This is a genomic window from Maribacter sp. 6B07, assembly GCF_002700155.1.
Classification (GTDB): Bacteria; Bacteroidota; Bacteroidia; order Flavobacteriales; family Flavobacteriaceae; genus Maribacter; species Maribacter dokdonensis.
Map to the genome: position 1 here is coordinate 340,104 of NZ_PDUT01000004.1, position 24,533 is coordinate 364,636.

General features: G+C 35.0%; 26 protein-coding genes. 17 read left to right on the top strand and 9 right to left on the bottom strand.

All coding sequences use genetic code 11. The annotated features are described in order from the left end of the window. Window positions 1-14: 14 nt before the first annotated feature. Both CSC80_RS15635 and CSC80_RS15640 read left to right on the top strand, forming a co-directional pair. On the top strand, window positions 15-509 hold the full coding sequence (locus CSC80_RS15635; protein WP_074674106.1) for a hypothetical protein: 495 nt from the start codon (window positions 15-17) through the stop codon (window positions 507-509). 102 nt (window positions 510-611) lie between these two features. Beyond that, window positions 612-1,730 (top strand): TlpA disulfide reductase family protein, encoded by a 1,119-nt coding sequence (locus CSC80_RS15640; RefSeq protein WP_099192994.1) that lies wholly within the window; start codon window positions 612-614, stop codon window positions 1,728-1,730. A 71-nt stretch (window positions 1,731-1,801) separates the two neighbouring features. On the opposite strand, the gene CSC80_RS15645 is transcribed toward CSC80_RS15640, so the two are convergent. After that, window positions 1,802-3,460 (bottom strand): hypothetical protein, encoded by a 1,659-nt coding sequence (locus CSC80_RS15645; protein ID WP_236973414.1) that lies wholly within the window; start codon window positions 3,458-3,460, stop codon window positions 1,802-1,804. A gap of 127 nt (window positions 3,461-3,587) precedes the next feature. Next, window positions 3,588-4,238, bottom strand: a complete 651-nt coding sequence (locus tag CSC80_RS15650) for a rhomboid family intramembrane serine protease (protein WP_058102900.1) — start codon at window positions 4,236-4,238, stop codon at window positions 3,588-3,590. 36 nt (window positions 4,239-4,274) lie between these two features. Here CSC80_RS15650 and CSC80_RS15655 point away from each other — a divergent pair, with 36 nt between their 5' ends. Further along, window positions 4,275-5,192, top strand: coding sequence for a lysophospholipid acyltransferase family protein (locus CSC80_RS15655; RefSeq protein WP_343224355.1), 918 nt, complete (start codon window positions 4,275-4,277; stop codon window positions 5,190-5,192). 67 nt (window positions 5,193-5,259) lie between these two features. Here the strand turns inward: CSC80_RS15655 and glmM are convergent, their stop codons facing one another. Continuing rightward, on the bottom strand, window positions 5,260-6,648 hold the full coding sequence (gene glmM, locus CSC80_RS15660; protein ID WP_099192996.1) for a phosphoglucosamine mutase: 1,389 nt from the start codon (window positions 6,646-6,648) through the stop codon (window positions 5,260-5,262). Between the two features lie 94 nt (window positions 6,649-6,742). Between glmM and CSC80_RS15665 the strand changes: the two genes are divergently transcribed. The 4 genes from CSC80_RS15665 to CSC80_RS15680 all read left to right on the top strand — a co-directional run bounded on the left by CSC80_RS15665 (window position 6,743) and on the right by CSC80_RS15680 (window position 10,314). Beyond that, on the top strand, window positions 6,743-7,336 hold the full coding sequence (locus CSC80_RS15665) for an acyl carrier protein phosphodiesterase (RefSeq protein WP_099192997.1): 594 nt from the start codon (window positions 6,743-6,745) through the stop codon (window positions 7,334-7,336). A 64-nt stretch (window positions 7,337-7,400) separates the two neighbouring features. Beyond that, window positions 7,401-9,092, top strand: a complete 1,692-nt coding sequence (ggt, locus tag CSC80_RS15670; protein ID WP_099192998.1) for a gamma-glutamyltransferase — start codon at window positions 7,401-7,403, stop codon at window positions 9,090-9,092. A gap of 74 nt (window positions 9,093-9,166) precedes the next feature. Continuing rightward, complete coding sequence (locus tag CSC80_RS15675; protein ID WP_099192999.1) at window positions 9,167-9,865, top strand: hypothetical protein; 699 nt, start codon at window positions 9,167-9,169, stop codon at window positions 9,863-9,865. A 14-nt stretch (window positions 9,866-9,879) separates the two neighbouring features. Then, window positions 9,880-10,314, top strand: coding sequence for a GNAT family N-acetyltransferase (locus CSC80_RS15680; RefSeq protein WP_058102906.1), 435 nt, complete (start codon window positions 9,880-9,882; stop codon window positions 10,312-10,314). On the opposite strand, the gene CSC80_RS15685 is transcribed toward CSC80_RS15680, so the two are convergent. Further along, window positions 10,311-11,078, bottom strand: coding sequence for a LexA family transcriptional regulator (locus CSC80_RS15685; RefSeq protein WP_071342370.1), 768 nt, complete (start codon window positions 11,076-11,078; stop codon window positions 10,311-10,313). The genes CSC80_RS15680 and CSC80_RS15685 overlap by 4 nt on opposite strands. Window positions 11,079-11,217: 139 nt before the next feature. Here CSC80_RS15685 and CSC80_RS15690 point away from each other — a divergent pair, with 139 nt between their 5' ends. From CSC80_RS15690 to CSC80_RS15705, 4 genes are all read left to right on the top strand, one after another. After that, entirely contained in the window at window positions 11,218-12,477 is a 1,260-nt protein-coding gene (locus tag CSC80_RS15690; protein WP_099193000.1) for a putative DNA modification/repair radical SAM protein, read from the top strand. A gap of 208 nt (window positions 12,478-12,685) precedes the next feature. Beyond that, a complete protein-coding gene (locus CSC80_RS15695; protein WP_099193001.1) occupies window positions 12,686-13,462 on the top strand; it encodes a TIGR03915 family putative DNA repair protein in 777 nt (258 codons plus the stop codon). Window positions 13,463-13,524: 62 nt separating this feature from the next. After that, complete coding sequence (locus tag CSC80_RS15700) at window positions 13,525-13,986, top strand: DUF3291 domain-containing protein (RefSeq protein WP_099193002.1); 462 nt, start codon at window positions 13,525-13,527, stop codon at window positions 13,984-13,986. 136 nt (window positions 13,987-14,122) lie between these two features. Then, entirely contained in the window at window positions 14,123-14,530 is a 408-nt protein-coding gene (locus CSC80_RS15705; RefSeq protein ID WP_099193003.1) for an OsmC family protein, read from the top strand. 61 nt (window positions 14,531-14,591) lie between these two features. Here CSC80_RS15705 and CSC80_RS15710 read toward each other — a convergent pair whose 3' ends face one another. Next, window positions 14,592-15,596 carry a sugar kinase gene (locus tag CSC80_RS15710; RefSeq protein ID WP_099193004.1) on the bottom strand — a complete coding sequence of 335 codons (1,005 nt, stop codon included), beginning with the start codon at window positions 15,594-15,596 and terminating at the stop codon, window positions 14,592-14,594. Window positions 15,597-15,778: 182 nt separating this feature from the next. Between CSC80_RS15710 and CSC80_RS15715 the strand changes: the two genes are divergently transcribed. Further along, complete coding sequence (locus CSC80_RS15715) at window positions 15,779-16,420, top strand: GyrI-like domain-containing protein (RefSeq protein WP_099193005.1); 642 nt, start codon at window positions 15,779-15,781, stop codon at window positions 16,418-16,420. Window positions 16,421-16,539: 119 nt separating this feature from the next. Continuing rightward, on the top strand, window positions 16,540-17,580 hold the full coding sequence (locus CSC80_RS15720) for an alpha/beta hydrolase (protein WP_099193006.1): 1,041 nt from the start codon (window positions 16,540-16,542) through the stop codon (window positions 17,578-17,580). 19 nt (window positions 17,581-17,599) lie between these two features. Here the strand turns inward: CSC80_RS15720 and CSC80_RS15725 are convergent, their stop codons facing one another. Continuing rightward, window positions 17,600-18,130, bottom strand: a complete 531-nt coding sequence (locus tag CSC80_RS15725) for a hypothetical protein (protein ID WP_091603838.1) — start codon at window positions 18,128-18,130, stop codon at window positions 17,600-17,602. 161 nt (window positions 18,131-18,291) lie between these two features. Between CSC80_RS15725 and CSC80_RS15730 the strand changes: the two genes are divergently transcribed. After that, window positions 18,292-19,335 (top strand): ThuA domain-containing protein, encoded by a 1,044-nt coding sequence (locus CSC80_RS15730; RefSeq protein WP_099193007.1) that lies wholly within the window; start codon window positions 18,292-18,294, stop codon window positions 19,333-19,335. 11 nt (window positions 19,336-19,346) lie between these two features. Here CSC80_RS15730 and CSC80_RS15735 read toward each other — a convergent pair whose 3' ends face one another. After that, a complete protein-coding gene (locus tag CSC80_RS15735; RefSeq protein ID WP_099193008.1) occupies window positions 19,347-19,814 on the bottom strand; it encodes a 3-methyl-2-oxobutanoate hydroxymethyltransferase in 468 nt (155 codons plus the stop codon). A 136-nt stretch (window positions 19,815-19,950) separates the two neighbouring features. On the opposite strand from CSC80_RS15735, the gene panB reads away from it, so the two are divergent. Genes panB through CSC80_RS15750 form a run of 3 tightly spaced genes read left to right on the top strand, consistent with a single transcriptional unit; the run spans window position 19,951 to window position 22,051 of the window. Next, complete coding sequence (gene panB, locus CSC80_RS15740) at window positions 19,951-20,769, top strand: 3-methyl-2-oxobutanoate hydroxymethyltransferase (protein WP_058102919.1); 819 nt, start codon at window positions 19,951-19,953, stop codon at window positions 20,767-20,769. Between the two features lie 18 nt (window positions 20,770-20,787). After that, window positions 20,788-21,486 carry an RluA family pseudouridine synthase gene (locus tag CSC80_RS15745; protein WP_074674125.1) on the top strand — a complete coding sequence of 233 codons (699 nt, stop codon included), beginning with the start codon at window positions 20,788-20,790 and terminating at the stop codon, window positions 21,484-21,486. A 31-nt stretch (window positions 21,487-21,517) separates the two neighbouring features. Then, the gene (locus CSC80_RS15750) at window positions 21,518-22,051 is read left to right on the top strand and encodes a DUF4252 domain-containing protein (protein ID WP_236973415.1); all 534 of its coding nucleotides are present in this window, start codon (window positions 21,518-21,520) and stop codon (window positions 22,049-22,051) included. 5 nt (window positions 22,052-22,056) lie between these two features. Here CSC80_RS15750 and CSC80_RS15755 read toward each other — a convergent pair whose 3' ends face one another. Both CSC80_RS15755 and CSC80_RS15760 read right to left on the bottom strand, forming a co-directional pair. After that, a complete protein-coding gene (locus CSC80_RS15755; RefSeq protein ID WP_236973416.1) occupies window positions 22,057-22,917 on the bottom strand; it encodes a DMT family transporter in 861 nt (286 codons plus the stop codon). Between the two features lie 15 nt (window positions 22,918-22,932). Then, the gene (locus CSC80_RS15760) at window positions 22,933-24,477 is read right to left on the bottom strand and encodes a hypothetical protein (RefSeq protein ID WP_099193010.1); all 1,545 of its coding nucleotides are present in this window, start codon (window positions 24,475-24,477) and stop codon (window positions 22,933-22,935) included. Between the last annotated feature and the right edge of the window lie 56 nt (window positions 24,478-24,533).

Consider the following 24,533-nt stretch of genomic DNA (forward strand, 5'->3'; position numbering starts at 1 on the left):
AAACCTATAACTATATGAAGATTTTAAAAAGTATTATAGCGTTGTCTTTACTGGCAACATGTACAATTTCCGCTCAAGATATTGCCGATCACGCACTTGGATTAAGATTAGGAGATAGCGATGGCTTTGGCGCAGAGATCAGTTATCAAAAATCACTAACTAGATACACTAGAGCAGAATTTGACCTAGGATGGAGAGATAGTAGAAACTTTGACGCTTTTAAGTTAGCCGGTCTTTACCAATGGGTAAGACCTATTGAAGGAGATTTCAATTGGTACTACGGTGTTGGTGGCGGTTTAGGAAGCGTAGACTTCCCAAACAACCCCAATAACGACAATGATGGCGGTCTTTTTATATTTGCGGCCGGAGACATAGGTATTGAATACAATTTTGACATACCCCTAATTCTATCTCTAGACTTTAGACCAGAACTTGGTGTCATAGGATACGATGGGTTCTCGGACAATTTTGATTTTGATATAGGCCTAGGAATTAGATACCAGTTCTAACTACAAAAATAGTATTAGAAAAAAGACCTTTAACCTTGCGTTAAGGGTCTTTTTTTATATCTCATATATAAGTACATTTGTAGCTTAACCTAAGTGAGATATATGAAATATAGTATTGTAATACTGCTTGCCGGAATTTTATTGTTCAGTTGTAATTCTAAACCGGAAAGCTTTACCCTTAACGGCAAACTAAGAGGGGAACTGACTGATGGAACCCGTGTTTTTCTCAAAACCATTGGCGAGAACAACCAACCAATGGATATAGATACCGCAACCACTACCAATGGTGAGTTTACATTTACCGGTAAAGCCGAAATACCAGAACTGCATTATATTTTTGTAGAACAACTACCAGGATATACCGCGGTAATACTAGAAAATGGAGAAATTGATTTTAGCGCCCAAAGAGACAGTATGGGGTTTGCTGAAATAAGCGGAACATTTCAAAATGATGCTTTTGCCGATTACATGAAACAGTCAAGAGAAATCTCCCTTCAAGCCCAATCTATACAGCAAGATATGAAATCTGCTTCTGGTGAGGCCGCTATTGCCCTGCAGGATGAAATGAAAGAACTTCAAGAAGAGTACAAAACCTTTGAATTGGACTACGTTAAAAGCCACCCAAAAGCACTTATCTCCGCATTAGTGTTAGATAGAGCCATTGCAACAAAAGCGGTAGGATTGGAAGAAGTCGAGGAAATTTACAAAACGTTGTCCGAAGAGATCAAAAACAGCAAGACAGGAAAACAAATTCAAGAAGGCATAGAAAAATTAAAAGCTTCTGAAGAGGCCGGAAAAAATTCAAGTATTGGCGCTAAGGCTCCAGAATTTTCAGGACCTAGTTTAGATGGTAGCGTTCTTGCATTAAAAGATGTAATGGGAAAAGTTACATTAATAGATTTTTGGGCAGGATGGTGCAGACCATGTAGAGCTGAAAACCCCAATATTGTTGCTGTTTACAAAAAGTACCACGATAAAGGGCTAAATATCTTGGGCGTCTCTTTAGACCGTACCGAAGAAGCCTGGAAAAAAGCGATAGCCGAAGATGGTTTGGAATGGAATCATATCTCCAATATCGCTTACTTTGATGATAAAATTGCAAAATTATATAATGTTGACGCTATACCAGCTGCTTTTCTTTTAGATGAAAATGGTGTTATCGTTGCTAAAAATTTAAGAGGACCTGCCTTAGAGGCTAAGGTTGCAGAATTACTGAACTAGTTTTTGAGTTCATTTATAAAAAAATCCCCTAGGTGTTGCCTAGGGGATTTTTTTATAACTTGATTTTAGTCTTAAAACTTGTTGTAGTAGTCATTAAAATTACCCGTAACGGTAACATCACCATTTTTAATAACCTCACCAGTTACGGCAATTACAGAATCATTACCTAAAAATGCTATGGAAGCTCCATCATTTAGTACCAAATTACCATAGATAACTAAATCACCTTCTACAATTAAGGTTGCACCAGAATTGATGGTTATATTTCTTTGACGGTTATTTCTACCCACAACCAAGGTACCGTTCATTTCGAACAAGCCATTAGCATTAATAACCACACCTTCTTTAACTGTCCATGATCCGCAAAGTAATAAGGAACCATTAACATTTACGTTATTAAACCTCTTTGACCCACTGTAAGCCAGCTCTTCTCCGCTATTCACGTTCAGATTAGCACTACCAGAATAATTTGAAAGCTCTGAACATCTTTCTTCTAAACTCTCACTTGGTCTATTCAGTTTAATAATTTGAAAGCCCGATTTACCAGAGGCAGCAAATATATAATCATCCTTTGATGCCACATAATTAATAGAGCCCGTAAGCTCAATAACGCCTACACCAACAGTATTATCAGCTTTTGTTTCTGAAAGACTTAATCCGCCAGCTCCATTTGCCATTAAAAGAACATCATCATTTACTGCAACGCCATTGGTTACAATTTCTCCAGGCTCTGCATTATCAGGATTAGTTAAAATAGGTAAATACTCAACAAAGCTTCCAGATGCACTATTGTACACTCCAGCTCCTTTTGTACCTTCAGAAACAATAATATTATTGCCTAAAAAATCCAATGTTCGCTTAGCATCTATTCCAAAATCTGATTGTATACCTATGCTTCTAACAGTATTTAAATTGGTATCTAAAAAACTAACGCCTTCCGCAGCATCTAATACCGCCAACTCGTTACCGTTATATGCTACAGAGCGCAAATCTGAAAAAGCAGCTTCATTTTTTACGCTTAAATCGTTTTTATCATAAATAACTACAAAGCCGTCTTGACCACTAGTTACCACTACATCATTATTTACAATACGAACATCTGTTGCATTAAAACCTTCTTGGAAGCCATAGCTTATGTTAGATGTATTTATTCTACCACCACTAACAGCTATTTTAGCAACCAATGAGTTTGCCGTGGCGGTTACAGATTGTTCTGAGTCTACACCACCGGCTACATATATATATCCATTATCATAAGCAATGGAATTCAAATCCGCATTGGTGTAATACACCCTAGATGTAACTCTAGGATTGTTAGGGTCACTAATGTTTACAACATCAATTGCACCAACATAGTCTTGCCCTACAGTGTTATAAGAGACATAACCATAATCACCGTCTAAAGCGACATGTGTTGCTGCTAAATTTTCACCATTTGTAAATGTTGGAGGATCAATTTGAGCTACCAGGGTCAACGGATAGTCACCAGCAGGTTCTGCCTTGCCGGTAGTATTATACCTTTTAGCGCTAGCAGATGGGTCTTCATAAATATCAAGGACACCTGCTTCATCAAAACTTACACTATTTAAAAGCTTTGACTGATCTGTTTCATTTACTAAATTATCTTCGGGGTTTTCAAAAACCGTGGTTTCATCACTACAACTTGTAATAAAAACTACTGCCGAAATAGCTAGTAGCCATGATTTTCTGATAGATAGGTTTGATTTCATTTTAAATTCGGGTTTTTGCATTAACGACCCGAATTGCCGTATTGTTGTCTATTCACAGAGAAATCCGATGAAATGCACAATATATTAGACCATCTTACAGAATAGTATTACAAAACTTAAGAAAAATTTAAATTTTTCCCATTTTACCTAAAACAAAAAGCAAAATAATTGGCAATGCCAATAACCCCACCATTAAAGTATCGGTCTGTAATAAGCTAGGCATAAACAACAATGTACAGGCATAACCACCAATAGCGCCACCAAAATGGGCCGTATGACCTATATTACCCAATCGTTTTTTCATACCATATATAGAATATAATAAATAACCAATACCAACAACATATGCAGGAACAGGAATTGGTATGAACATAATACCCAATTGCATATTTGGTTGTAATAATATTGCAGCATATAAAATACCGGTTACCGCACCACTAGCACCAACAGCAGAATAATACGGCTCATCCTTATGAAAATTTAATGCCAAAAGACTACCAGCCAAAAGACTAACAGCATAAATTATTAAAAACTGGGTTTGACCAAACCAATTGATCACAACACCAGCAAAAAAGTACAACGTTAGCATATTAAACAACAAATGCGAAATATCCACATGTAAAAAACCAGAAGTTGCCATACGATCTTTCTGTCCCGCTTTAATAGCTCCTATACTAAATTTATATCTTTCAAAAAAGGTGGTATCATTAAACCCTTTCATTGAAACCAATACATTTGCCGCAATTATTGCTATTGTCGCTAAATCTAGGTTGTACATTATCTACTGTTTATTTGGCCTCAAATATAGTTATATTTGCCCATAATTTTTTTCAGCATGCAACTATTGGCCTTTGTTTTGATCTATCCTTTTTTATGGGTTGTTTCTATTTTGCCGCATCGTTTGTTTTATGGATTATCTGATTTTGCCTGCTTTTTCATTTACCGCGTTTTTGGTTACAGAAGAAAGGTTGTTCAAGAGAATTTAAATTTGGTCTTTCCTGAGAAATCCAAAAATGAAATAAATCGTATTGAAAAAGACTTCTACAAACATTTGTGCGACACCTTTCTTGAAATGGTCAAAACTATGAACCTCAGTAAAGAGTCCGTTGCTAAAAAATATCAAATAGTTAATCCGAAAGTTTTGCTTGAAATTGAAAAAGAGCGTAGCATCATTATATTATGCGCACATTACGCCAATTGGGAGTGGAACGTAAGCATAAATAATTTTGTACACTCCAAAGGCTATGCCGTTTACCAAAAAGTAAACAATTCATATTTTGACAATTTTATTAGAAAAGTAAGAGCCAGATGGAACACCACATTAATTACCCAAGCACAAACCGCTAAAACGATAATTAAAAATTTCAGAAATAACGTAAGGGCAACTTACGGTATGGTAAGCGACCAATCTCCACAAGCTCATAGAGCTCATTATTGGACCGATTTTATGGGAATTACCGTACCCATATTCAACGGAGGTGAAATTTTAGCACGCAAAACAGGATTGGCCACAGTCTTCTTAAAAGTAAGCAAGGTGAAACGAGGTCATTACAAAGCCGAATTCATAACTATTGCCCTAAACAGTAAAGAAACCAAGGAACACGAGATAACCAACACTTTTCTTAGACTAACAGAAGAACAGATAAGAGAAAAACCGGAATATTATCTATGGACCCATAAACGTTGGAAACATAGAGATAAAAAAGCGGCGGCTTTTGCAGAAGTAAATTAAAATACAACAAAAATAAACCCGAAAATAGATTGTTTACTTTCGGGTTTTTAAATAGATATAACTAAAGCTATAAACCTGCAATAGATTTTATTTCACCAATTATTCTATCTGCCAAATCATTGGCTTCGGTTTGGCTTTTAGCTTCCGTATAAATTCTTATAATAGGTTCTGTATTCGATTTTCTAAGGTGTACCCAGTTCTCTGTAAAATCAATTTTAACACCATCAATAGTAGATAATTCTTCATTGGCATATTTTTCCGCCATTGACTTTAAAATTCCGTCTACATCTAAACCTGGTGTAAGCTCAATCTTCTTTTTGCTCATAAAATAGCTAGGATAGCTTGCCCTTAATTCTGCAACAGTACCACCTTTTTCAGCCATTAACATTAAAAACAATGCGGTACCCACCAAAGAATCTCGACCATAGTGACTCTCTGGGTAGATAATACCTCCGTTACCCTCACCACCAATGATAGCATTATTGCTCTTCATTTTTGTTACCACGTTCACTTCACCAACTGCCGCAGCTTCATAGGTACCTCCGTGTTTTTGAGTGATATCACGTAATGCTCTTGAAGATGATAAATTAGAAACCGTATTCCCCTTGGTCTTACCAAGCACGTAATCTGCACAAGCAACCAAAGTATATTCTTCGCCAAACATTTCACCATCATTGCTAATAAAGGCCAAACGATCAACATCTGGATCTACAACAATACCAAAATCGGCATTTTCCTTCACGACTAGGTCACAAATATCTTTTAAATGCTCCTTTAACGGTTCTGGGTTATGTGGAAAATGACCCGTTGGCTTGCAATACAGCTCAACTACTTCTACTCCAAATTCCTTTAATAATTTTGGAATGGCAATACCTCCTGTAGAATTTACACCATCAACAACAACTTTAAACTTTGCTTTTTTAACGACTTCTGCATCAATCAAAGAAAGATTCAACACTTCATCGATATGGATATCTATATAACTATCATTCTTGTTTATCTGCCCCAAATCATCAACATCACAGAATTCAAAATATTCTTTTTCCGCAATTTCTAAAATTTTAGCACCTTGGGCGGCATCTAAAAATTCCCCTCTTTCATTGAGTAATTTCAAAGCATTCCATTGCTTAGGGTTATGACTAGCGGTTAGAATAATTCCGCCGTCCGCCTTTTCCATAGGTACTGCTATTTCTACTGTTGGCGTCGTTGACAAATCAAGATCAACCACATCTATACCTAAACCTACCAAAGTAGATACAACAAGATTTTGGATCATTTCACCAGACAAACGAGCATCACGACCAATTACCACTTTTAACTTTTCTTTTTTAGAGTATTCTTTTAACCAGACCCCATAAGAAGCAGCAAATTTTACCGCATCGATCGGTGTAAGGTTGTCTCCTGGCTTACCTCCTATTGTTCCTCGTATTCCTGATATGGATTTTATAAGTGTCATATTTCTTAATAAGTTTTTGCAAATATAAACGGTTAGTTTTTACCACTATTGCGCTTCTTTGTAAATTCGACTTTATAAGCATAAAAATAATAGCGTGAATTTTTTAGCACATATCTTTCTATCATTCGGAGACAGAGAAATCACCATTGGCAACTTTATTGCCGATAGTATTCGCGCTAATAAATTTCAACACTTACCTACAAAAGTTCAAAAGGGCATAAAACTACACAGACATATTGACACCTATACAGATGCGCATAGTATCCCAAAGATTAGCAGTAGAAGATTGCATGCCAATTATAGTCACTATAGCAGAGTTATCGTAGACATCTATTACGACCATTTTTTAGCTAAAAATTGGTCCAAATATTCCGACACACCTTTAGACATATTTGTAGAAGATTTTTACGACCTCTTGGAAGATAATTATGAAATTTTACCTGAAGGTGTAAAACGCATGATGCCGTATATGATTTCTGACAATTGGCTTTACAACTATTCTAAAATGGAAGGCATTGGCAATGTACTGAATGGTATGAACCGAAGAACGAAAAACAAATCTAAAATGAATTTTGCCATTATAGACCTAGAAGAACATTATGATTCTTTTGAAAAAGAATTCACCGAATTTTTTGAAGAGTTAATTACATTTTCAAAACATAAGTACATATCGCTATTAAATAATTAATATACTAAAATTCTATTTATCAAAATATTAAATACATTTAATTAACCTAAATATTTAACCAACTATGAACCATCTAAAATTAGCCATTTCACTGACAGCTTTCGTGATTTTTGGCAGCTGCAAAGAGAATCCACCCGCACCAACCGGAACAGTTACCAGCAAGGCAATGGTTGTTTCCGCACGTGAAGAAGCTTCAAAAATAGGAAGCGACATTATGCAAAAAGGAGGTAATGCTTTTGATGCCATGGTTGCTACGGAAATGGCTTTGGTAGTTGCTTATCCTTTTGCCGGAAATCTAGGTGGCGGTGGCTTTATGGTCTATAGAAAAGCAAACGGAGAAACAGGAGCTCTAGATTACCGTGAAAAAGCTCCCCTATCTGCCCATAGAGACATGTATTTGGATTCCCTGGGCAACGTAATACCAAACAAAAGTACTTTAGGAGCAACCGCAGTTGGGGTACCTGGCACAGTTGCCGGTATTATAGAAGTACACAAAAAATTTGGTTCATTACCTCTTGAAGAGATTATGGCCCCGGTAATTGCCCTGGCCGAACGTGGTGTAGTGGTTACTGCAAATCAAGAAAAAAGACTTGCCAGTCAACGAGATAAGTTTATAGAAGTAAATAGTGATAGCACCAAATTTGCTACTGAATTCAAAGAAAACGATACTATTAAATATCCTGCATTGGCAAAAACGTTTAGAAGTATCGCCAAAAATGGCAGAGATGGTTTTTACAAAGGTGAAGTCGCTCAAAAATTAGCAGCGTTCATTCAAGAAAAAGGTGGATATATTACAGAACAAGACCTAGAAAAATACCAAGCAGTATGGAGAGATCCAATTACGTTTGACTATAAGGATTTGCATATTATTTCCATGAGTCCACCTAGTAGTGGTGGGGTTACCATAAATCAAATTTTTAAGATGATGGAGAAATATGATGTTGCGGAATTTGGACATAACAGTCCTAAAATGGTACAACTATTTACCGAGGCATCTAGAAGAGCCTATGCGGATAGAAATTACTTTTTGGGTGATCCAGATTTTGTAGATATACCTTTTGACCGATTATTAAGCGAGGATTACCTAAACGAAAGAATGGCTAATTTTTCTTTTGGTCAAGCCACCAAATCTTCCGAGGTACAACATGGCAATCTTGAAATTATTGAGAGCATGGAAACCACGCACTACTCCATCATAGACCAAGAAGGTAATGCGGTATCTGTTACAACGACTCTCAATGGTGCTTACGGCTCTAAACTTTATTCAGATGAGCTAGGCTTCTTTTTAAATAATGAAATGGATGATTTTAGCGCAAAAGCAGGCGTACCAAATATGTTTGGACTGGTAGGTGCGGAAGCAAACAGTATTGCTGCAGAAAAGAGGATGTTGAGCAGTATGACCCCAACCATTGTTGAACGTAATGGTAAGCTTTGGATGGTTGTTGGCACCCCTGGAGGTTCAACCATTATAACCGCCGTAGCCCAGACTATTTTAAATAGTTATGAATTTAAAATGAGCATGCAAGATGCTGTCAACGCACCAAGATTTCACCATCAATGGCTTCCTGATATGGTAATTTTTGAACCAGACGGTTTTTCTACCACTCTTACAGATGAGCTTAAAACAAAAGGGTATATTATCAACGAGGAAAGAACACCCATTATAGGCAAAGTAGATGCTATACGTGTTTTAGACAACGGCAAGCTTGAAGGAGGTGCAGATAAACGCGGTGATGACGCTGCAGTTGGGTTTTAGATGTATCTAAAAATTATAATTTTGGGAATTAAATATTATTATAATAAATTTTAAATCAATATTTTATAATACATATGATAAAGAAACTATTTAAGTTTATTGGAATACTTGCATTAGTGCTTGCCATTGGTTATGGTGTATTATATTATTTATATAATGAACCCCTACCTACAGGAGAATCTGGTCCGGAAGCAGATGCTTTAGCCTATAGAATGTTAGATGCCCTTAATTACAAAAATTATAATAACACCAATGTCTTGGAATGGTCTTTTCGTGGTTACCATCATTATAAATGGGATCGAAGAAAAGAAATTGTCTCCGTTTCATGGAATGATATCACGGTACATTTAGACCTGATCACCCCTTCTTCCAGTAAGGCTACAATCAACAATTCAAGTGCCTCTTATGAGAAAACTAAGGATTTAATAGAAAAAGCCCAAAGTTATTTCAACAATGATTCTTTTTGGTTAGTAGCCCCATTTAAAGTTTTTGACCATGGAACAGAACGTTATTTAGTAGACCTAGAAGATGGTTCTGAAGCATTATTGGTAACCTATACCCAAGGCGGAGATACACCTGGTGATTCTTATATGTGGATCATAGAACCTAGCGGAAAACCAAAAAGCTTTAAACTTTGGACTAAGATCATTCCCATAGGCGGAGTTGAAGCTACGTGGCAAGATTGGACAAAAACAGAAAGCGGAGTATTTTTACCTACTCTCCATAAACTTGGTCCTTTATCAATATCTATGGGAGAGGTTGTGGGTAAATAATTATATTTTAAACTATGGATCTAATCATTAAACTAATCACATTTAACGAAGTTACAGCAGATTTACAATCTCAACTAACCGAATTATATAAAGAGCTCAATGCCGAAATAACTCAATTGGACCTAGCATCCGCTCTATCGGATTACAACACTACAGATGTTGTCGTTTGTTTGGACAAGGAAAAACTGGTTGGTATAGCCATGATGGCAAAATACAAAGTAGTCTCTGGCCATAAAGGCATGATTGAAGATGTTGTAGTTTCTTCGCAATATAGAGGACAGGGTATAGGGAGAAAACTAATGAAAAAACTGCTTGAACACGCAAAACAAGAAAAGCTTAGTACGGTACTATTGTTTAGCGGACACCATAGAACAGCCGCCATTTCACTCTACAAAAGCTTAGGATTTAAACTAAAAGAAAGCGGACTATATGTTAAACCAATTCTTTAGTTAACTTTCTTAACATGCTGTAATTGATCTTTTAACTCTTTCATAGACTCTTGTAATTGTCGTAACAATCCACTGTCGGTAGTTGCATCAACATTAAAAGTTATCTTACTACTAACTTCCCAAATTTCTTGTATTTGAAAAGGCTTAATATCATAAGGAGGATAAGTTTCATTTAAAGAAACCAGCGTGATATTATTTGAGTTAGGTCGTTTCTCTATTTTCTTTACCATAATGGAATCTTGCAAAACAACGACATACATTTTATTTGCACTTACATAATCTATGTGTTCAATAGCTCTAGCCAACACCCATTCACCCGGATGTAAATTAGGCAACATACTATCTCCTTCTACCTGAAACCCTCTATAGGTTGCATTTCTAAATTCTGGAATAGGCAAATCAAATGCTGGCAATTGTTTATACCAACTGGTATCTGAAATATTTTGCGGATACCCTGCTGCTGCCTTGGCGTTTACCAAAACCATATTGTCCCGGTTGGCAGAATCAACCGTAACTACTTTTGGTATGACACTGGTTTTTGATGTTTCCAAATACTGCTCTTCACTTTCCCCAAACAACCAAAGAGGATTGATTTTAAATTGTTTTAATAACTCTAATACTACTTTACCTGAAAGTTTTGTTCTTCCACGTTCTATATCTGCCGTGGTGTTCGATACGCCGATTAGTGAGGCAAACTCCGCTTGGGTATAACCCAATTCCCTACGTAAATCTGTAAATCGTTTTAACGTCAATTCATTTTCCATAGTAAGTCATTTTCTATCAAGACATTAACTTTCCTGACACCTCAAATATACTAATTATGGATTATATCCAATTAATTATTTGGATTATTTCCATAATTAGGAATATTTCCATAATTTTGGATTAACTACAAATAGAAATATGGATTTTAACCGAATAAAAGAAAAACTGAACATATTAGCAGATGCCGCTAAATACGACGTTTCTTGTTCTAGCAGTGGAAGTAACAGAAAAAACAAGAATAATGGTCTAGGCGATACCGGTAATGGTATTTGCCATACTTATACTGAAGATGGGCGATGCGTTTCATTGTTAAAAATCTTATTGACCAATCATTGCATTTTTGACTGCGCTTATTGCGTTACGCGAAAAAGTAATGATATTAAAAGAGCTGCTTTTAAAATTCAAGAGGTAGTAGACCTTACCATCAACTTCTATAGAAGAAATTATATTGAAGGTTTATTTTTAAGCTCCGGTATTTTCAAAAGCGCAGACCATACCATGGAGCGTTTAATTGCAGTAGCTAAAAAACTACGTGAAGAAGAAAATTTTAATGGATACATTCATTTAAAATCCATACCAGGTGCAAGCGATGAATTAATGTATGAGGCCGGTTTATATGCTGATCGTTTATCGGTCAACATTGAAATCCCCACTATTTCCGGCCTTAAACTTTTGGCGCCAGACAAAAAACATGAAGATTTCATTAAACCTATGCAAAAGGTAAAGGATGAAATTATACGCTACAAAGAGGAGAAGAAAATTATTAAAAGCACCTCTAAATATGCACCCGCCGGTCAAAGTACTCAAATGATTATTGGTGCTACAGGCGAAAGCGATAAGGACATCATGTATTCTGCCACCCACTTTTACAAAAATTTTAAAATGAAGCGTGTGTATTATTCTGGCTACGTACCTATATCCAGTGATAGCAGATTGCCCTCTTTGGGTTCTGAAGTACCAATGTTAAGAGAAAATAGATTGTACCAAACAGATTGGTTACTTCGATTTTATGGATTCAGCGTAAATGAAATTTTAGATGTCAACAACCCCAATCTTGATATGGATATTGATCCTAAATTAATGTGGGCGCTACGTAATCTTAATCATTTTCCTATTGATATCAATAAAGCAGAAGCCCGAATGTTAGCACGTATACCAGGCATAGGAATGGGTTCTGTACATAAAATAATAAGTGGCAGGAAATATAGAAATCTCAACTGGGAACATCTTAAAAAAATGGGAGTAGCCCTAAATCGTGCTCAGTATTTTATCATATGCAATTCTAATGATTGGGAACGTAGAGATCTTGATGCAAATAAAATTAAAGGTATGATTTTACAATCACAAAATAGTAAGTATAAAAATATACATAGCAATCAACTATCCCTATTTAATTAAAGTAACCATTTAATAAATAAACACATTATGGACACCCTGGACAACACCTTAACCACTTCTCAAATTTCAATTCTGAATACCATAATTGCTCGTGTTCAAAGTAAAATATTATCCATTGGATACCATTTGGTATTTATAAAAAGTAAAATTAAAAAAAGACTTAAAATAATTTCTAGAATCTTTTTCTTCAACTTTTAAAACTATAGGTATGAACGCTTCTAAAACCTTAATTTACGATGGCAGTTTCAACGGATTTTTAACTGCTGTATTCACCGGATTTGAGCAGAAATTAACGCACGCAGATATTCAGAGGAACAATCAGCTACAAAGTGGACTTTTTGCAGAAAATGAAACCATTTTCACCAATGTTGAAAAAGCACAACGAGTATGGAACGGTGTTCAAAAAAAGAGTTATACAGCAATAAAGAACATCTATTTTTCCTTTCTAAGCGAGCACAATAATATTGAAGCCCTACTCTATCATTATATTCAAAAACTTATGGGCAGTAAATATTACGGTTCTGCAGATTTTAGCGATGACGGAGTTTTAAAAATCAATCAACTTGCACATAAAGTAGGGAGAGAAAAACACCGTATGGAAGCTTTTATACGTTTTCAACTAACAAAGGACAATGTCTATTTTGCAAACATAGAACCAGATTTTGATGTTCTACCTTTAATCTCCAAACATTTTAGAAATAGATACGCAGACCAACAGTGGATCATTTATGATGTAAAACGTAAATACGGAATCTTCTATGATTTACATACCGTTGAAATCATTTCGCTTGATTTAACCGATATACATTCAAATACACTTGAAAAAAGTTCTGTGTTCACCGATGAAGAATTTGAATATCAGGACCTTTGGAACAATTATTTTAAAAGTACCACTATTAAATCTCGTATTAATACAAAACTACATGTGCAACATGTACCTAAGCGTTATTGGAAATACTTATCGGAAAAGAAAGAAGCTGTTTAGTATTATTTATCTAATTCATATATTGTAAGTTATAGTCTTTAAATGTATTCTAAACAAATATTATGTTAGACAAAAAATACCAGTTAGCACAAATCAATATTTCACGTATGATAGGAGTGAATATTAATGATCCTATTATGAAAGAGTTTGTTGATAACTTAGACAAGGTTAATAATTTAGCAGAACATAGCGAAGGGTTTGTATGGCGACTTAAAGATGAAAATAACGACGCAACAAGTTTCAATCCTTATAATGACGAGCAGGTGATCATTAATATCTCGGTATGGGAATCTATAGCATCTTTAGAAACCTTTGTTTTCAAAACTTTACATACAGATTTTCTAAAAAGAAGAAAAGAATGGTTTCAAAAGTTTGGAAAAGTCTCTACTGCTATGTGGTGGATTGCTGAAGGAGATTTTCCAAGCGTGGAAAATGCAGTTGAACTATTAGATTATTTGCAAAAAAAAGGACCTTCTCAAAAGGTTTTTAATTTTAGAAACAAATACGCACCACCTACTCTATAATTATGTTTAAAAAAAACATTTTCTAAGGACGAACCTGATTAGTATGATATAAATCAGCTGTTAATTCTATAATTCAATATAATTTTGAAGTAGCTAACTGAATGTCACATAAAGTACATTTTTTAATTATTTCAAGATGAATTACAGCATACTTGCCACTTCACAATCAAAGAACGATGCCACCATCCATGTAAAAGAATCCGTTATTGATTTTGGGACAACCGCTAAAACAACAAATACACTCCCTAACCCAGCGGAACTATTTTTGAGTTCGTTTGCTGCATGTATGCTCAAAAATGTGGAACGTTTTTCTATGATGATGAAATTTGATTACCAGAAAACATCTTTAGAAGTATCTGCGGTAAGACTAGAAAACCCCTCAAGAATGAATGAGATTGAGTACTCTTTAACCATTTATAGTGATGATGACGTAATAAACAAATCGCTTTTGAAAAAGAATATTGAGGAGTATGGTACCATTTATAATACCATAAAACAATCATGTACTATAACCGGCAGCATTAAAATAACCGCGACTAGCTAACGTGTAAACGATAGTATTTTATTTGATAGAACCGCTTTAATTAATCTTGGAAAAATAGCATTTACCGAACCAACCTACCTGTTAGATTTCCAGCAATAATATTATTCACCTCGCTCACCGTCGCAAAATTAACATCCCCTTCATACGTATGTTTTAAAGCACATGCTGCGCTTGCAAATTCCATAGCCTTATAATCATCATATTGCTGAAGTCCGTAAATTAACCCTGCAGCAAATGCATCTCCAGTCCCAATACGATCTACAACATGTGTAATATCAATATCTTCAGTTTCCCTAAATTCTTGACCGTTCCACATTCTAGCTCTTATTTTGTGCCATGATGAATTTAAAGAAGTTCTAATTTTATCAAAAACCTTTACAATACTCGGAAATTCAAGAATCAACTGTTTACTTGCTTCAATGAAATCTTCATTATCATAGCCAAAGTTTGTTCCTAAAACTTCATTAATTTCATTTACTCCGCCTATAAAAATTGTTGAATAATTTAAAAGTTCTATCAAAGCTTCTTTAGGATCTTGTCCATATTTCCAAAGTCCACTACGGTAAGTTGGATCTGCAGAAACCGCCATCCCTTTTTCTCTTGCCAGTTTTAAACCGTCTTTTAGCAAGTCATAAGCACCTTTTGACAGCGCAGGTGTTATACCGGTCCAATGCATCCATTCACCATTCTCTAAAGCCGTTTCCCAATTTACCTTAGATGGTTCAATTTCTGAGAATGCCGAATGTGAACGGTTATAAGAGATCATACTAGGTCTAATTACCGCACCTACCTCTAAAAAGTAGACGCCAAGAGGTCTTTTTGATTTTACGATAGCGGAAGTATCTACACCAAATTTTTGAATATAGGTCATTGCTGTATCACCAATAAAATCATCTGAAACGGCACTAATATGCTTTACTTTTCCTCCAAAATTAGAAATGGATATACCAACGTTCAGTTCTGTTCCTCCAAAATAAAATTCCACAATATTAGATTGCACAAATTTCTTATTGCCGCGTGGTGATATTCGCATTAAAACTTCGCCAAATGTTATTATCTGTCCCATAAAATAATTTTAATCCTAAAATAACCAATGATTATCAAAAAACTATAGTTCCAAAAAAATATATCAAAACTAGGCTGAAATGAGACATAACTTTCTGTTTGCATAAACACTGCGGTTACTTTTATAATTCATTTAGATATTTTTAAATGCAACCTTAGTACATATTTATTTACTTTGTTTATATGGCGCACTCCCTTAAACACGAATGGCGAAAAAAAGAAAAGAATATTTACCTTCCTAAAAAGGAACCTGTACTTATTACCATTCCGCAATTTCAATATATCACGATTAAGGGTTCTTGTAACCCTAACAGCAAACTTTTTCAAGAACACGTACAAGCTTTATACAGTACGGCTTACACAATTAAAATGAACCTAAAACAAATGGAACTATTACCAAACAATTATATGGATTGGACAGTTTACCCTTTAGAAGGTTTTTGGGACATCTCTGAAAAAGCAAAATTAAATTTCACCGGAGAAATCAATAAAGATGAATTGGTTTTTGAGTTAATGATACGGCAACCCGCTTTCATTACAAGTGATTACTTTAATGAAATGCTTGAACTTGTAAAGAATAAAAAGCCTCAAAAAGTGCTTGACAAGGTAAAATTCAAGACAATTGATGAAGGTGATTGTATTCAAATGTTGCACATGGGCAGTTTTGACAAGGAAGACGAAACATTTAAAATAATGGAAACATTTGCCAAGAATAAAGGGCTTAAGAGAAAATCTAAAATTCACAAAGAAATCTACTTGTCCGATTTCAGGAAAACGCCTGAAAGTAAGTTAAAAACAGTATTACGGTTTACAACCGAACCTTAAATCTTAACAGAAAATAGTAAATATCGAATTTTTATTAAACTTAAAAATGCCCACAACATAATTAAAAAATTGCTCACATCTTTGTATCTTAAAGTATTCATCATCAATCCATCCTTAAAATGCTTTTAAAACCATTACCACTTAGTGTTATACTTTTATTATTTAATATAGTTGCTGGTCAAACCAAAATATCAGAAGAACAATTTATAACCATTGGTGGTATTGAACAATGGATAACCATTAACGGCAACGATATCACCAATCCAATTATTTTATTTGTACACGGTGGACCGGGTAGTACAATGAGCCATTACAAAGACGAGCCATTTACCAATTGGGAAAAAGAGTTCACCCTTGTACATTGGGACCAACGCGGGGCCGGCAAAACATTTGGAAAAAATGCTCCTGAAGAAGTCAATGAAACATTTTATCAGAACAACCCGCTTTCCATTGCAGAAATGACCGATGATGGTATTGCGGTCTCTACATACTTACTTGAACGCTTTAACAAAAACAAAATCATACTAATAGGTACCTCTTGGGGATCAATTCTTGGTACCTTAATGGCTCAAAAGAATCCAAATTTATTTCATGCGTATATTGGCCATGCACAATTTGTCCACTTTTCAGAAAACATTAAAAATGCCTATTCAGAAGTGCACCAAATAGCACAAACAAAAAAAGATGAATCCATAATTTTAAAACTTAAAGATTTAGGACCACCTCCTTATTCAAAAGCCAAAACCTATGGTCAACTATTACGTATAACCAAACAGTATGAAAAAGAAAACGCTGCCCCTGCTCCAACTTCCTGGTTCAAAATAGATCCTGCATATGAAAACAACCAAGACAGTAAAGACCGCTACAACGGAGATGATTATTCATTTTTAAACCTTGTTGGCGATGTGGATCTTGGTATAAAATCAATGGTTCAGGACATTAATTTCAACAAAACGGCACAATCTTTTCACCTACCTGTCATCTTAATACAAGGTGAAGGTGATATTCTTTGTTCAAAAAAATTAAATCAATCTTATTTTGAAAAAATCAGGGCTCCAAAAAAAGAATATGTTTTAGTCTCCAATGCAGCCCATGGTTTAAACGAAGCTATTGTTAAAAAACAATATGAAATCTTAAAATCACTTTATATCCAGAAATAACATATTTCCATTGAGCAGCCTATTTGCTCCCCTTATCACCCACAAAATGATCACTTTTAGCTTTAAACAACACATTAAAGGTTGTTAGACTGCCATAGATACGGGTAATGTATTGTTGAAGATCTATCTTCTCTTGATCATCTAAATTTTTACTGGAATTTATTTTTTGCTCCATAACCCGTATACGATCACGAACCATCACTATTTTATGAAAAAAAGTATTTATAGGTATCTCTTTATTACTTAAACCAGCCTCACCTGGTTCTAATATTAAATTACCACCTTTCCATTTATCGGCTATGGCAACACGCTGGGTAGCGTCGCTCCATTTTTGTAAAATGGAGACCAATGAACTTTCCACGTCAAAAAAACTAACCGTATCCACTTCATTTTCAATTGCCTCGATTACCTCGTAGTCAGAATCTATATCAATAGTTTCTAAACCACTATCCATAAATGTCACCCAATACATATTACTGGATACGTTTGTAATTACACCATTACCAAATTCCGTATGTGATATTCTAGAGCCTATTCCTAATACTTTCATTGTTTTCAACTTTTATGCATCGCTAATTTAAGATCAGTTTTGATGATCAGCAAATAAGAACTTACTTTTTACAACCAATGAAGTCAATATTGATTTTTGTTATCTAGTCTACTTCATGTACATTTAGTGACAATATTTGTATACAACCTTAATCCATCAACATGAAAAATATAATGGCAATTGCCTTTTTTAGTTTTCTATTTATTTCTTGCGGAGAAAAAAAGAAAGAAATAGCCGAACATATACAGTCACCTAAAAAAATAAAAGCCCTTGTTATTGACGGACAGAACAACCATTACGTGTGGCCAAAAACAACGATGATGATAAAGGACTATTTAGAACAGACCAATTTATTTACAGTAGATATTGAAAGAATGGACTCTATATGGTTAGGAATAAAATATAATAAAACACGCCCCGAAGCTTATGAATCTTTTATTGAGACCTATCCTTTGAAAGATAAAACATATCAAATTTCTCACAGCCCTATTAAAACATCGGACTTTTCATTCAATTTTGATAATTATGACGTTATCATTTCCAACCTTGGTGCCGATTCTCCTTTATGGCCCGTTAAAACTAGGGAAGCTTTTGAAAGTTATATGAAAAATGGCGGAGGACTTGTGGTTATACATGCTGCAGATAATGCATGGGGAGAATGGGGAGAATACAATAAAATGATCGGATTAGGTGCATGGGGTGGCCGTGATGAAAAATCAGGACCTTACGTATACTATAATGAACAAGGAGAAATTATAAAAGATACCGTAGTTGGTGTTTGCGGTTCTCATGGACCAGAATACGAATTTCAAATTACTACAAGGGCAGCGGAACATCCTATCATGAAAGGTTTACCTGAAAAATGGTTGCACACACCAGATGAAATGTACGAACGTATGAGAGGACCATTTGAAAATGCGACTATACTAGCCACGGCATATGCCGATGTTGAAAAGAATGCTCCACCATGGGACCCCAATGTTACCGGCTTAGGACAACACGTACCACAATTAATGGCTATTAATTATGGTAAGGGTCGTGTTTTTCACTCCACACTAGGACACTTTGATTATTCTATGGAATGTACCGGCTTTATAACTACGCTTCAACGAGGATCTGAATGGGCGGCAACGGGAGTAGTAACACAGGAAATTCCTAAAGATTTCCCTTCAGCCGATGCCTCAAATTCTAGACCTTGGAAATAACATATAATTATTTATTCTGAAACCGGATCACAGTCCTCTCTTCTTCTGGAATCTATTAGGTAGATTATTTTCCAGGCATCTTTCTCTTTAAACAACTGAAATGAATTAACACCACAATGACTGAATTCACCTTTGTACCAAAATTCGTACGGAGCCCAAACATGGGCCATGCCGCCATCTATTTGAATTTTGTAGTCTAGTATTTTTTCGTGAAAGGTAATGGAATCAGGCGTGGTAATCATAAAATTAATTATGTCATTAAAGTTATTATCCCGAATACTCATTTTACCCAGCACATTTAAATTTACAGTTTGCATTTTAACATCGGGGTCAACAACGCCTTTCATGGCAAATTCATTTTTGCCATTAAAAGCATAAAAAAAAGTCTCAACGGCATACTTAACCTTTACCTCTTCGTCTATTTGCGCATTTACTGCATTTATTATAAAAAGCATCAATAGCAAAGAGAAATATTTCATTGTTATTCTTTTGAAAAGTTATTTACGGTAAAAATAGGTAAAATATGAATGATGACTTTTCAAATGGATTCTAATTAGGGAGTGCTTAGTCTCATTAAAACTCCTTACTTTTATGGCGCAAAACCAAAATCAAGTTATGTCAACAGCTAAAAAAGAATACAAAAGAGTTACGGTCAAATCTTTAGTGGATATGAAGAAGAACGGAGAAAAAATCTCCATGCTTACAGCATATGACTATTCAATGGCCAAAATTGTAGATGCTGCCAAAGTCGATGTTATTTTGGTTGGTGATTCTGCCAGTAATGTCATGGCGGGTCATGAAACTACTTTACCTATTACTTTAGATCAAATGATTTATCATGCCTCTTCTGTTATTAGGGCTATTGACCGTGCATTGGTGGTTGTAGATTTACCTTTTGGAAGCTACCAAAGCGACCCTAAGGAAGCTTTGCGATCGGCAATTAGAATTATGAAAGAAAGTGGTGCCCATGCTGTAAAGCTTGAGGGTGGTGCAGAAATTAAGGAATCCGTTAAAAGAATACTTGCAGCCGGTATTCCGGTAATGGGCCATTTGGGCCTTACACCACAATCCATCTATAAGTTTGGAACATATACCGTTCGTGCCAAGGAAGAGGAAGAAGCAGAGAAATTAATGGAAGATGCCAAACTACTTCAAAAACTGGGTTGCTTTGGTATAGTTCTAGAAAAAATACCTGCAATGCTCACAAAGCAAGTCTCTGAAAATTTGACCATACCTACCATAGGTATCGGTGGTGGTAAATATGCAGATGGGCAGGTATTGGTTGTTCATGATCTTTTAGGAATGACACATGAATTCAACCCACGTTTTTTACGTAGATATATGAATCTTTATGAAGAAATGGGAAATGCCATCTCCAATTACGTCAGTGATGTAAAAAGTCAAGATTTCCCTAATGATGACGAGCAATACTAATTATTATCATCATATTCTTTGTCAAAAAAAACACATTCTACCGTAGACAATCTTCAAGTACTTTTTGAAGACAATCACCTTATCATCATTAATAAGCGACCTGGTGATATTGTACAGGGCGACAAAACCGGAGACCAACCTCTTAGCGATACCGTTAAGGCATATTTAAAAATTAAATACAATAAACCTGGTAATGTATATTTAGGTGTAGTTCATCGTTTAGATAGACCTACATCTGGTATTGTGGTGTTCGCAAAGACATCAAAAGCGCTACCAAGATTGAATAAGATGTTTGCTGAAAAAGATGCAAAGAAAACATACTGGGCAATTGTTAAAAATAACCCTAAAGAACCGGAAAAAAGACTGGTTCACTGGATGAAAAGAAATACAAAGCAAAATAAATCTTACGCAAATATTAAAGAGGTACCCGATAGTAAAAAAGCGATGCTTACCTACAAAACCATAAAAAAGCTTAACCATTACTTTCTTTTGCAGATTGATTTGGAAACGGGTAGACACCACCAAATAAGATCACAATTAAGCGCTATTGGCTCGCCAATAAAGGGCGATTTAAAATATGGTTTCAATAGAAGTAATGATGATGGCAGCATACATTTACACGCCAGAAAATTACGTTTAACACATCCTGTAAAAAAAGAACCTTTAGAGATCATTGCCCCACCGCCAAATGACCCTATTTGGAATGCATGTCTTTAATTTCACTATTTTTAGGGAAAACACTATGACCATGATAAAGCAATTATCGATTTTAAGCGTTTTCTTACTAATTACGTCTTGCAGCAGCTATAATTCAATTGATTCATTCTACAACGCACACAAAAACGATAATCAGGTTACAGCGATTAGAGTACCACAATTTATGCTTACCATGATCAGTCAAATTTCACCAGAAATGAAAGCTATGGTAGGTAACACCAAAGATTTAAGATATATGCAATTCCCTAGTACAACTACTAGTCGCACTCAATTTTTAAATCAGCAGATGAATGGTATTACCGGTAATTCATTCATAGAGATATTTCGTAAGAACGATGAACTTAAACGAAATGTAGTATCTGTTCGTGAAAGAAAAAATTTAGTCAAGGAAATCCTGATTTACAATAACGACAACCAAACCGGGTCCTTTTTATATTTCAATGGAGATTTTGATCCTGCAAAGGTTAGGGAAATGGCAAAAAACGAGCAATTCACCAAATTTGGAGATAATATCATTAATCAATTTGGAGCAAGTACACCTGGCATCAACTCCCAGAACAAATAAGTTACTTAGGCAGCTTTTTTTGAACGTATACTTTCTATAACCACAGAACTTAATATTAGTATACCTCCAATAATAGTTGTGCCCCTTGGTATTTCAGAAAGAAAAATTGCTCCTATTATAATCCCGTAAACAGGTTGAATACTACTCAAAATACTTACCGTAGTAATATTAAAATGTTTAAATGTCATTAAAAATAAGGTATGCCCAATAGCTGTAGTCAATATAGCTAAGGCCACAAGCACATGCCACTGAGCCACAATGGCCCCTGAAGTAACCGTAAATAAAAATGGAAATAATAGCACCCCAACTATTGCTGTTTGGTAGGTCATTAACATTGACCCATTATACTTTGAAACTTTCTTTTTTAAAAGAATGTTTCTTAACGCATAGGCCAAAGCAGAAAACACACCAAAGCCTATAGCTATTGTATATGAATCTTCAAAATTTAAAGTTGGACTAAGAAAATACATTCCGGTTAACACCAGAACAGCCAGTAAAATATGTACCAGCTGAAATTTGGTTTTTAAGAGAACTGGTTCTAGCAAAGCCGTAATAACAGGATAAGTGAAGATAGATAGCATGCCAATGGCTACGTTGGATAATTTTAAAGCATAGAAATAGGCGATCCAATGAATGCCCATTAATAACCCACTCAATAAGATAACCCCTGTATCTTTTTTATCTATTTTTAAACCAAACCCCTTCCATTTACAATACAAAAACAATGCAATAAATGCCAAAATTGCCCGCGCACCTATTGCCACTGGCACCGGTAATTGTACATATCTACCCAATGCCCCCGATGTGGAAATAAACAGCATAGCTAAATTGATTTCCAATAAATGCTGAAAATGGTTATTTTTCATTTACTCATCACTTTCCTACCGTGTTCGTGCCAAGGCTTTTTCACGTATAATTTCTGAAACTGACTTATTCTGTAGGTGACTTTCTAACCAAGACAGGATATCTAAATATAAAAATGCTCTTTTCTCATATGGATGATGCTCATATTTTTTAAGCTCCGTATACAATTTCTGAAACTCCGCCTTCAATTGGTTTGGATAAATACCACCAAGACTTCTTAAGAACTTTATCATCTCCTTTTGTACGGCATGCATATCGTTCATTTTTAAGAGGAACTTATATGTACTCTTTAATTGAATTTCCAAATGATAGTCCATACCTGCCTCATAATGAGCAACTAAACTTAAAACTCTAGCAAAGCACATTAAATCTTCCCGCATTTTTAAATTCTTGTTATCAATGATTTTTTTCAAGTATTGAATACACGTTTTATTATCACCAATTCCAAAATACAGACATGCTATTTTATAATACAGTACCATTACATGATGCACATCTATTCTATCTTTGTGCTTGTTAATTCCGTATTCAATAATTTTTACCAAATACAATCCTTTTTCAAAGTTGCCTTCCAAAAAATGCAAATTCAATTTGTTGGCATTTAAATACATAAACGCTAATGAATTGATATTGTCGTTATCTGGAAAGTTCTTTTCCTTGATGGTAGTTTCCAAACGCTCAAGCACTTCTTTGAATTGAGAACCATATTGTACGTAAAAAAGAGATTCTAGCAAATAATGATTGCCTTTTAAGAAGAATACCGGGTTTAAATAGATCATATCTTTATTATCATAAAAAAGATCTACCCATTTGCTAGCATATTTAAAACAAGACAAGAAGTCTTGCGTTAAAAAACTGTACCATAAGTGGGCCTTGTACAACCATAATTTTTCCCTAAAACCTAAGTCTTCTATGTTATATAGCGGTAAATGGTCATTAAAATAGGTTTTTACCTTTTGAAAATCTTCATTACTTCTAACGTAGCCAACCTTTAACATCATCCCATAAAGTTGTAATGAAAGGTTAGATAGTTTACTGGTCATAACATTATGCCCAGACAATTCTTTTGCCTGTATTGCAAGTTCATCTGCACGATCAGGAATACTACGGGTTATATATTGCGTTTCAATGATTTTTTCCAACTCAACTATCTCATAGGCAATATTCTTCTCTTCATTTTCAATTGCTATTGCTTTTACCTTATCCAATATTTTCAGGCTTTGTTTATAAAGGCCTTTCTGATATAGAATTGTAGCAAAATCCAATTGCTCCCTTATTTGAACCCTTATATTCTGGTTAACCGGATTTAATCTAAGGCTCACCAAAATCTGTTTATATAGATGAGCTTTTAGGTTAGAAAGCTGAGCTTTTTTAACAATCCCACTTTCTAGTATTGTTTTCTCATCATATTGTTTAATTTTATCCAATAAATTGAACAGAGCTAAAAATTTGGCATCGGTATTCACACCTAATCTACCCACGTAAAGCTTAAATTGACGCTTCTCAGATTTAGAAAGTGATTTAACCAGAACGAACAAAGCATCTTTATGCGCATTTGTCATCGTAAAAATAATAGTTTAAAGAATTGTAATTCAATGTTTTATATACCTAAAAAACT

Coding starts and splice junctions, on each gene's coding strand:
- CSC80_RS15755 (WP_236973416.1), bottom strand. CDS start 22,917: ATGAAAAATAACCATTTTCAGCATTTATTGGAAATCAATTTAGCTATG.
- CSC80_RS15640 (WP_099192994.1), top strand. CDS start 612: ATGAAATATAGTATTGTAATACTGCTTGCCGGAATTTTATTGTTCAGT.
- CSC80_RS15700 (WP_099193002.1), top strand. CDS start 13,525: ATGTTAGACAAAAAATACCAGTTAGCACAAATCAATATTTCACGTATG.
- CSC80_RS15690 (WP_099193000.1), top strand. CDS start 11,218: ATGGATTTTAACCGAATAAAAGAAAAACTGAACATATTAGCAGATGCC.
- panB (WP_058102919.1), top strand. CDS start 19,951: ATGTCAACAGCTAAAAAAGAATACAAAAGAGTTACGGTCAAATCTTTA.
- CSC80_RS15675 (WP_099192999.1), top strand. CDS start 9,167: ATGATAAAGAAACTATTTAAGTTTATTGGAATACTTGCATTAGTGCTT.
- CSC80_RS15720 (WP_099193006.1), top strand. CDS start 16,540: ATGCTTTTAAAACCATTACCACTTAGTGTTATACTTTTATTATTTAAT.
- CSC80_RS15730 (WP_099193007.1), top strand. CDS start 18,292: ATGAAAAATATAATGGCAATTGCCTTTTTTAGTTTTCTATTTATTTCT.
- CSC80_RS15725 (WP_091603838.1), bottom strand. CDS start 18,130: ATGAAAGTATTAGGAATAGGCTCTAGAATATCACATACGGAATTTGGT.
- CSC80_RS15705 (WP_099193003.1), top strand. CDS start 14,123: ATGAATTACAGCATACTTGCCACTTCACAATCAAAGAACGATGCCACC.
- CSC80_RS15685 (WP_071342370.1), bottom strand. CDS start 11,078: ATGGAAAATGAATTGACGTTAAAACGATTTACAGATTTACGTAGGGAA.
- CSC80_RS15715 (WP_099193005.1), top strand. CDS start 15,779: ATGGCGCACTCCCTTAAACACGAATGGCGAAAAAAAGAAAAGAATATT.
- CSC80_RS15695 (WP_099193001.1), top strand. CDS start 12,686: ATGAACGCTTCTAAAACCTTAATTTACGATGGCAGTTTCAACGGATTT.
- CSC80_RS15680 (WP_058102906.1), top strand. CDS start 9,880: ATGGATCTAATCATTAAACTAATCACATTTAACGAAGTTACAGCAGAT.
- CSC80_RS15645 (WP_236973414.1), bottom strand. CDS start 3,460: ATGAAATCAAACCTATCTATCAGAAAATCATGGCTACTAGCTATTTCG.
- CSC80_RS15710 (WP_099193004.1), bottom strand. CDS start 15,596: ATGGGACAGATAATAACATTTGGCGAAGTTTTAATGCGAATATCACCA.
- ggt (WP_099192998.1), top strand. CDS start 7,401: ATGAACCATCTAAAATTAGCCATTTCACTGACAGCTTTCGTGATTTTT.
- CSC80_RS15750 (WP_236973415.1), top strand. CDS start 21,518: ATGATAAAGCAATTATCGATTTTAAGCGTTTTCTTACTAATTACGTCT.
- CSC80_RS15635 (WP_074674106.1), top strand. CDS start 15: ATGAAGATTTTAAAAAGTATTATAGCGTTGTCTTTACTGGCAACATGT.
- CSC80_RS15650 (WP_058102900.1), bottom strand. CDS start 4,238: ATGTACAACCTAGATTTAGCGACAATAGCAATAATTGCGGCAAATGTA.
- CSC80_RS15760 (WP_099193010.1), bottom strand. CDS start 24,477: ATGACAAATGCGCATAAAGATGCTTTGTTCGTTCTGGTTAAATCACTT.
- CSC80_RS15735 (WP_099193008.1), bottom strand. CDS start 19,814: ATGAAATATTTCTCTTTGCTATTGATGCTTTTTATAATAAATGCAGTA.
- glmM (WP_099192996.1), bottom strand. CDS start 6,648: ATGACACTTATAAAATCCATATCAGGAATACGAGGAACAATAGGAGGT.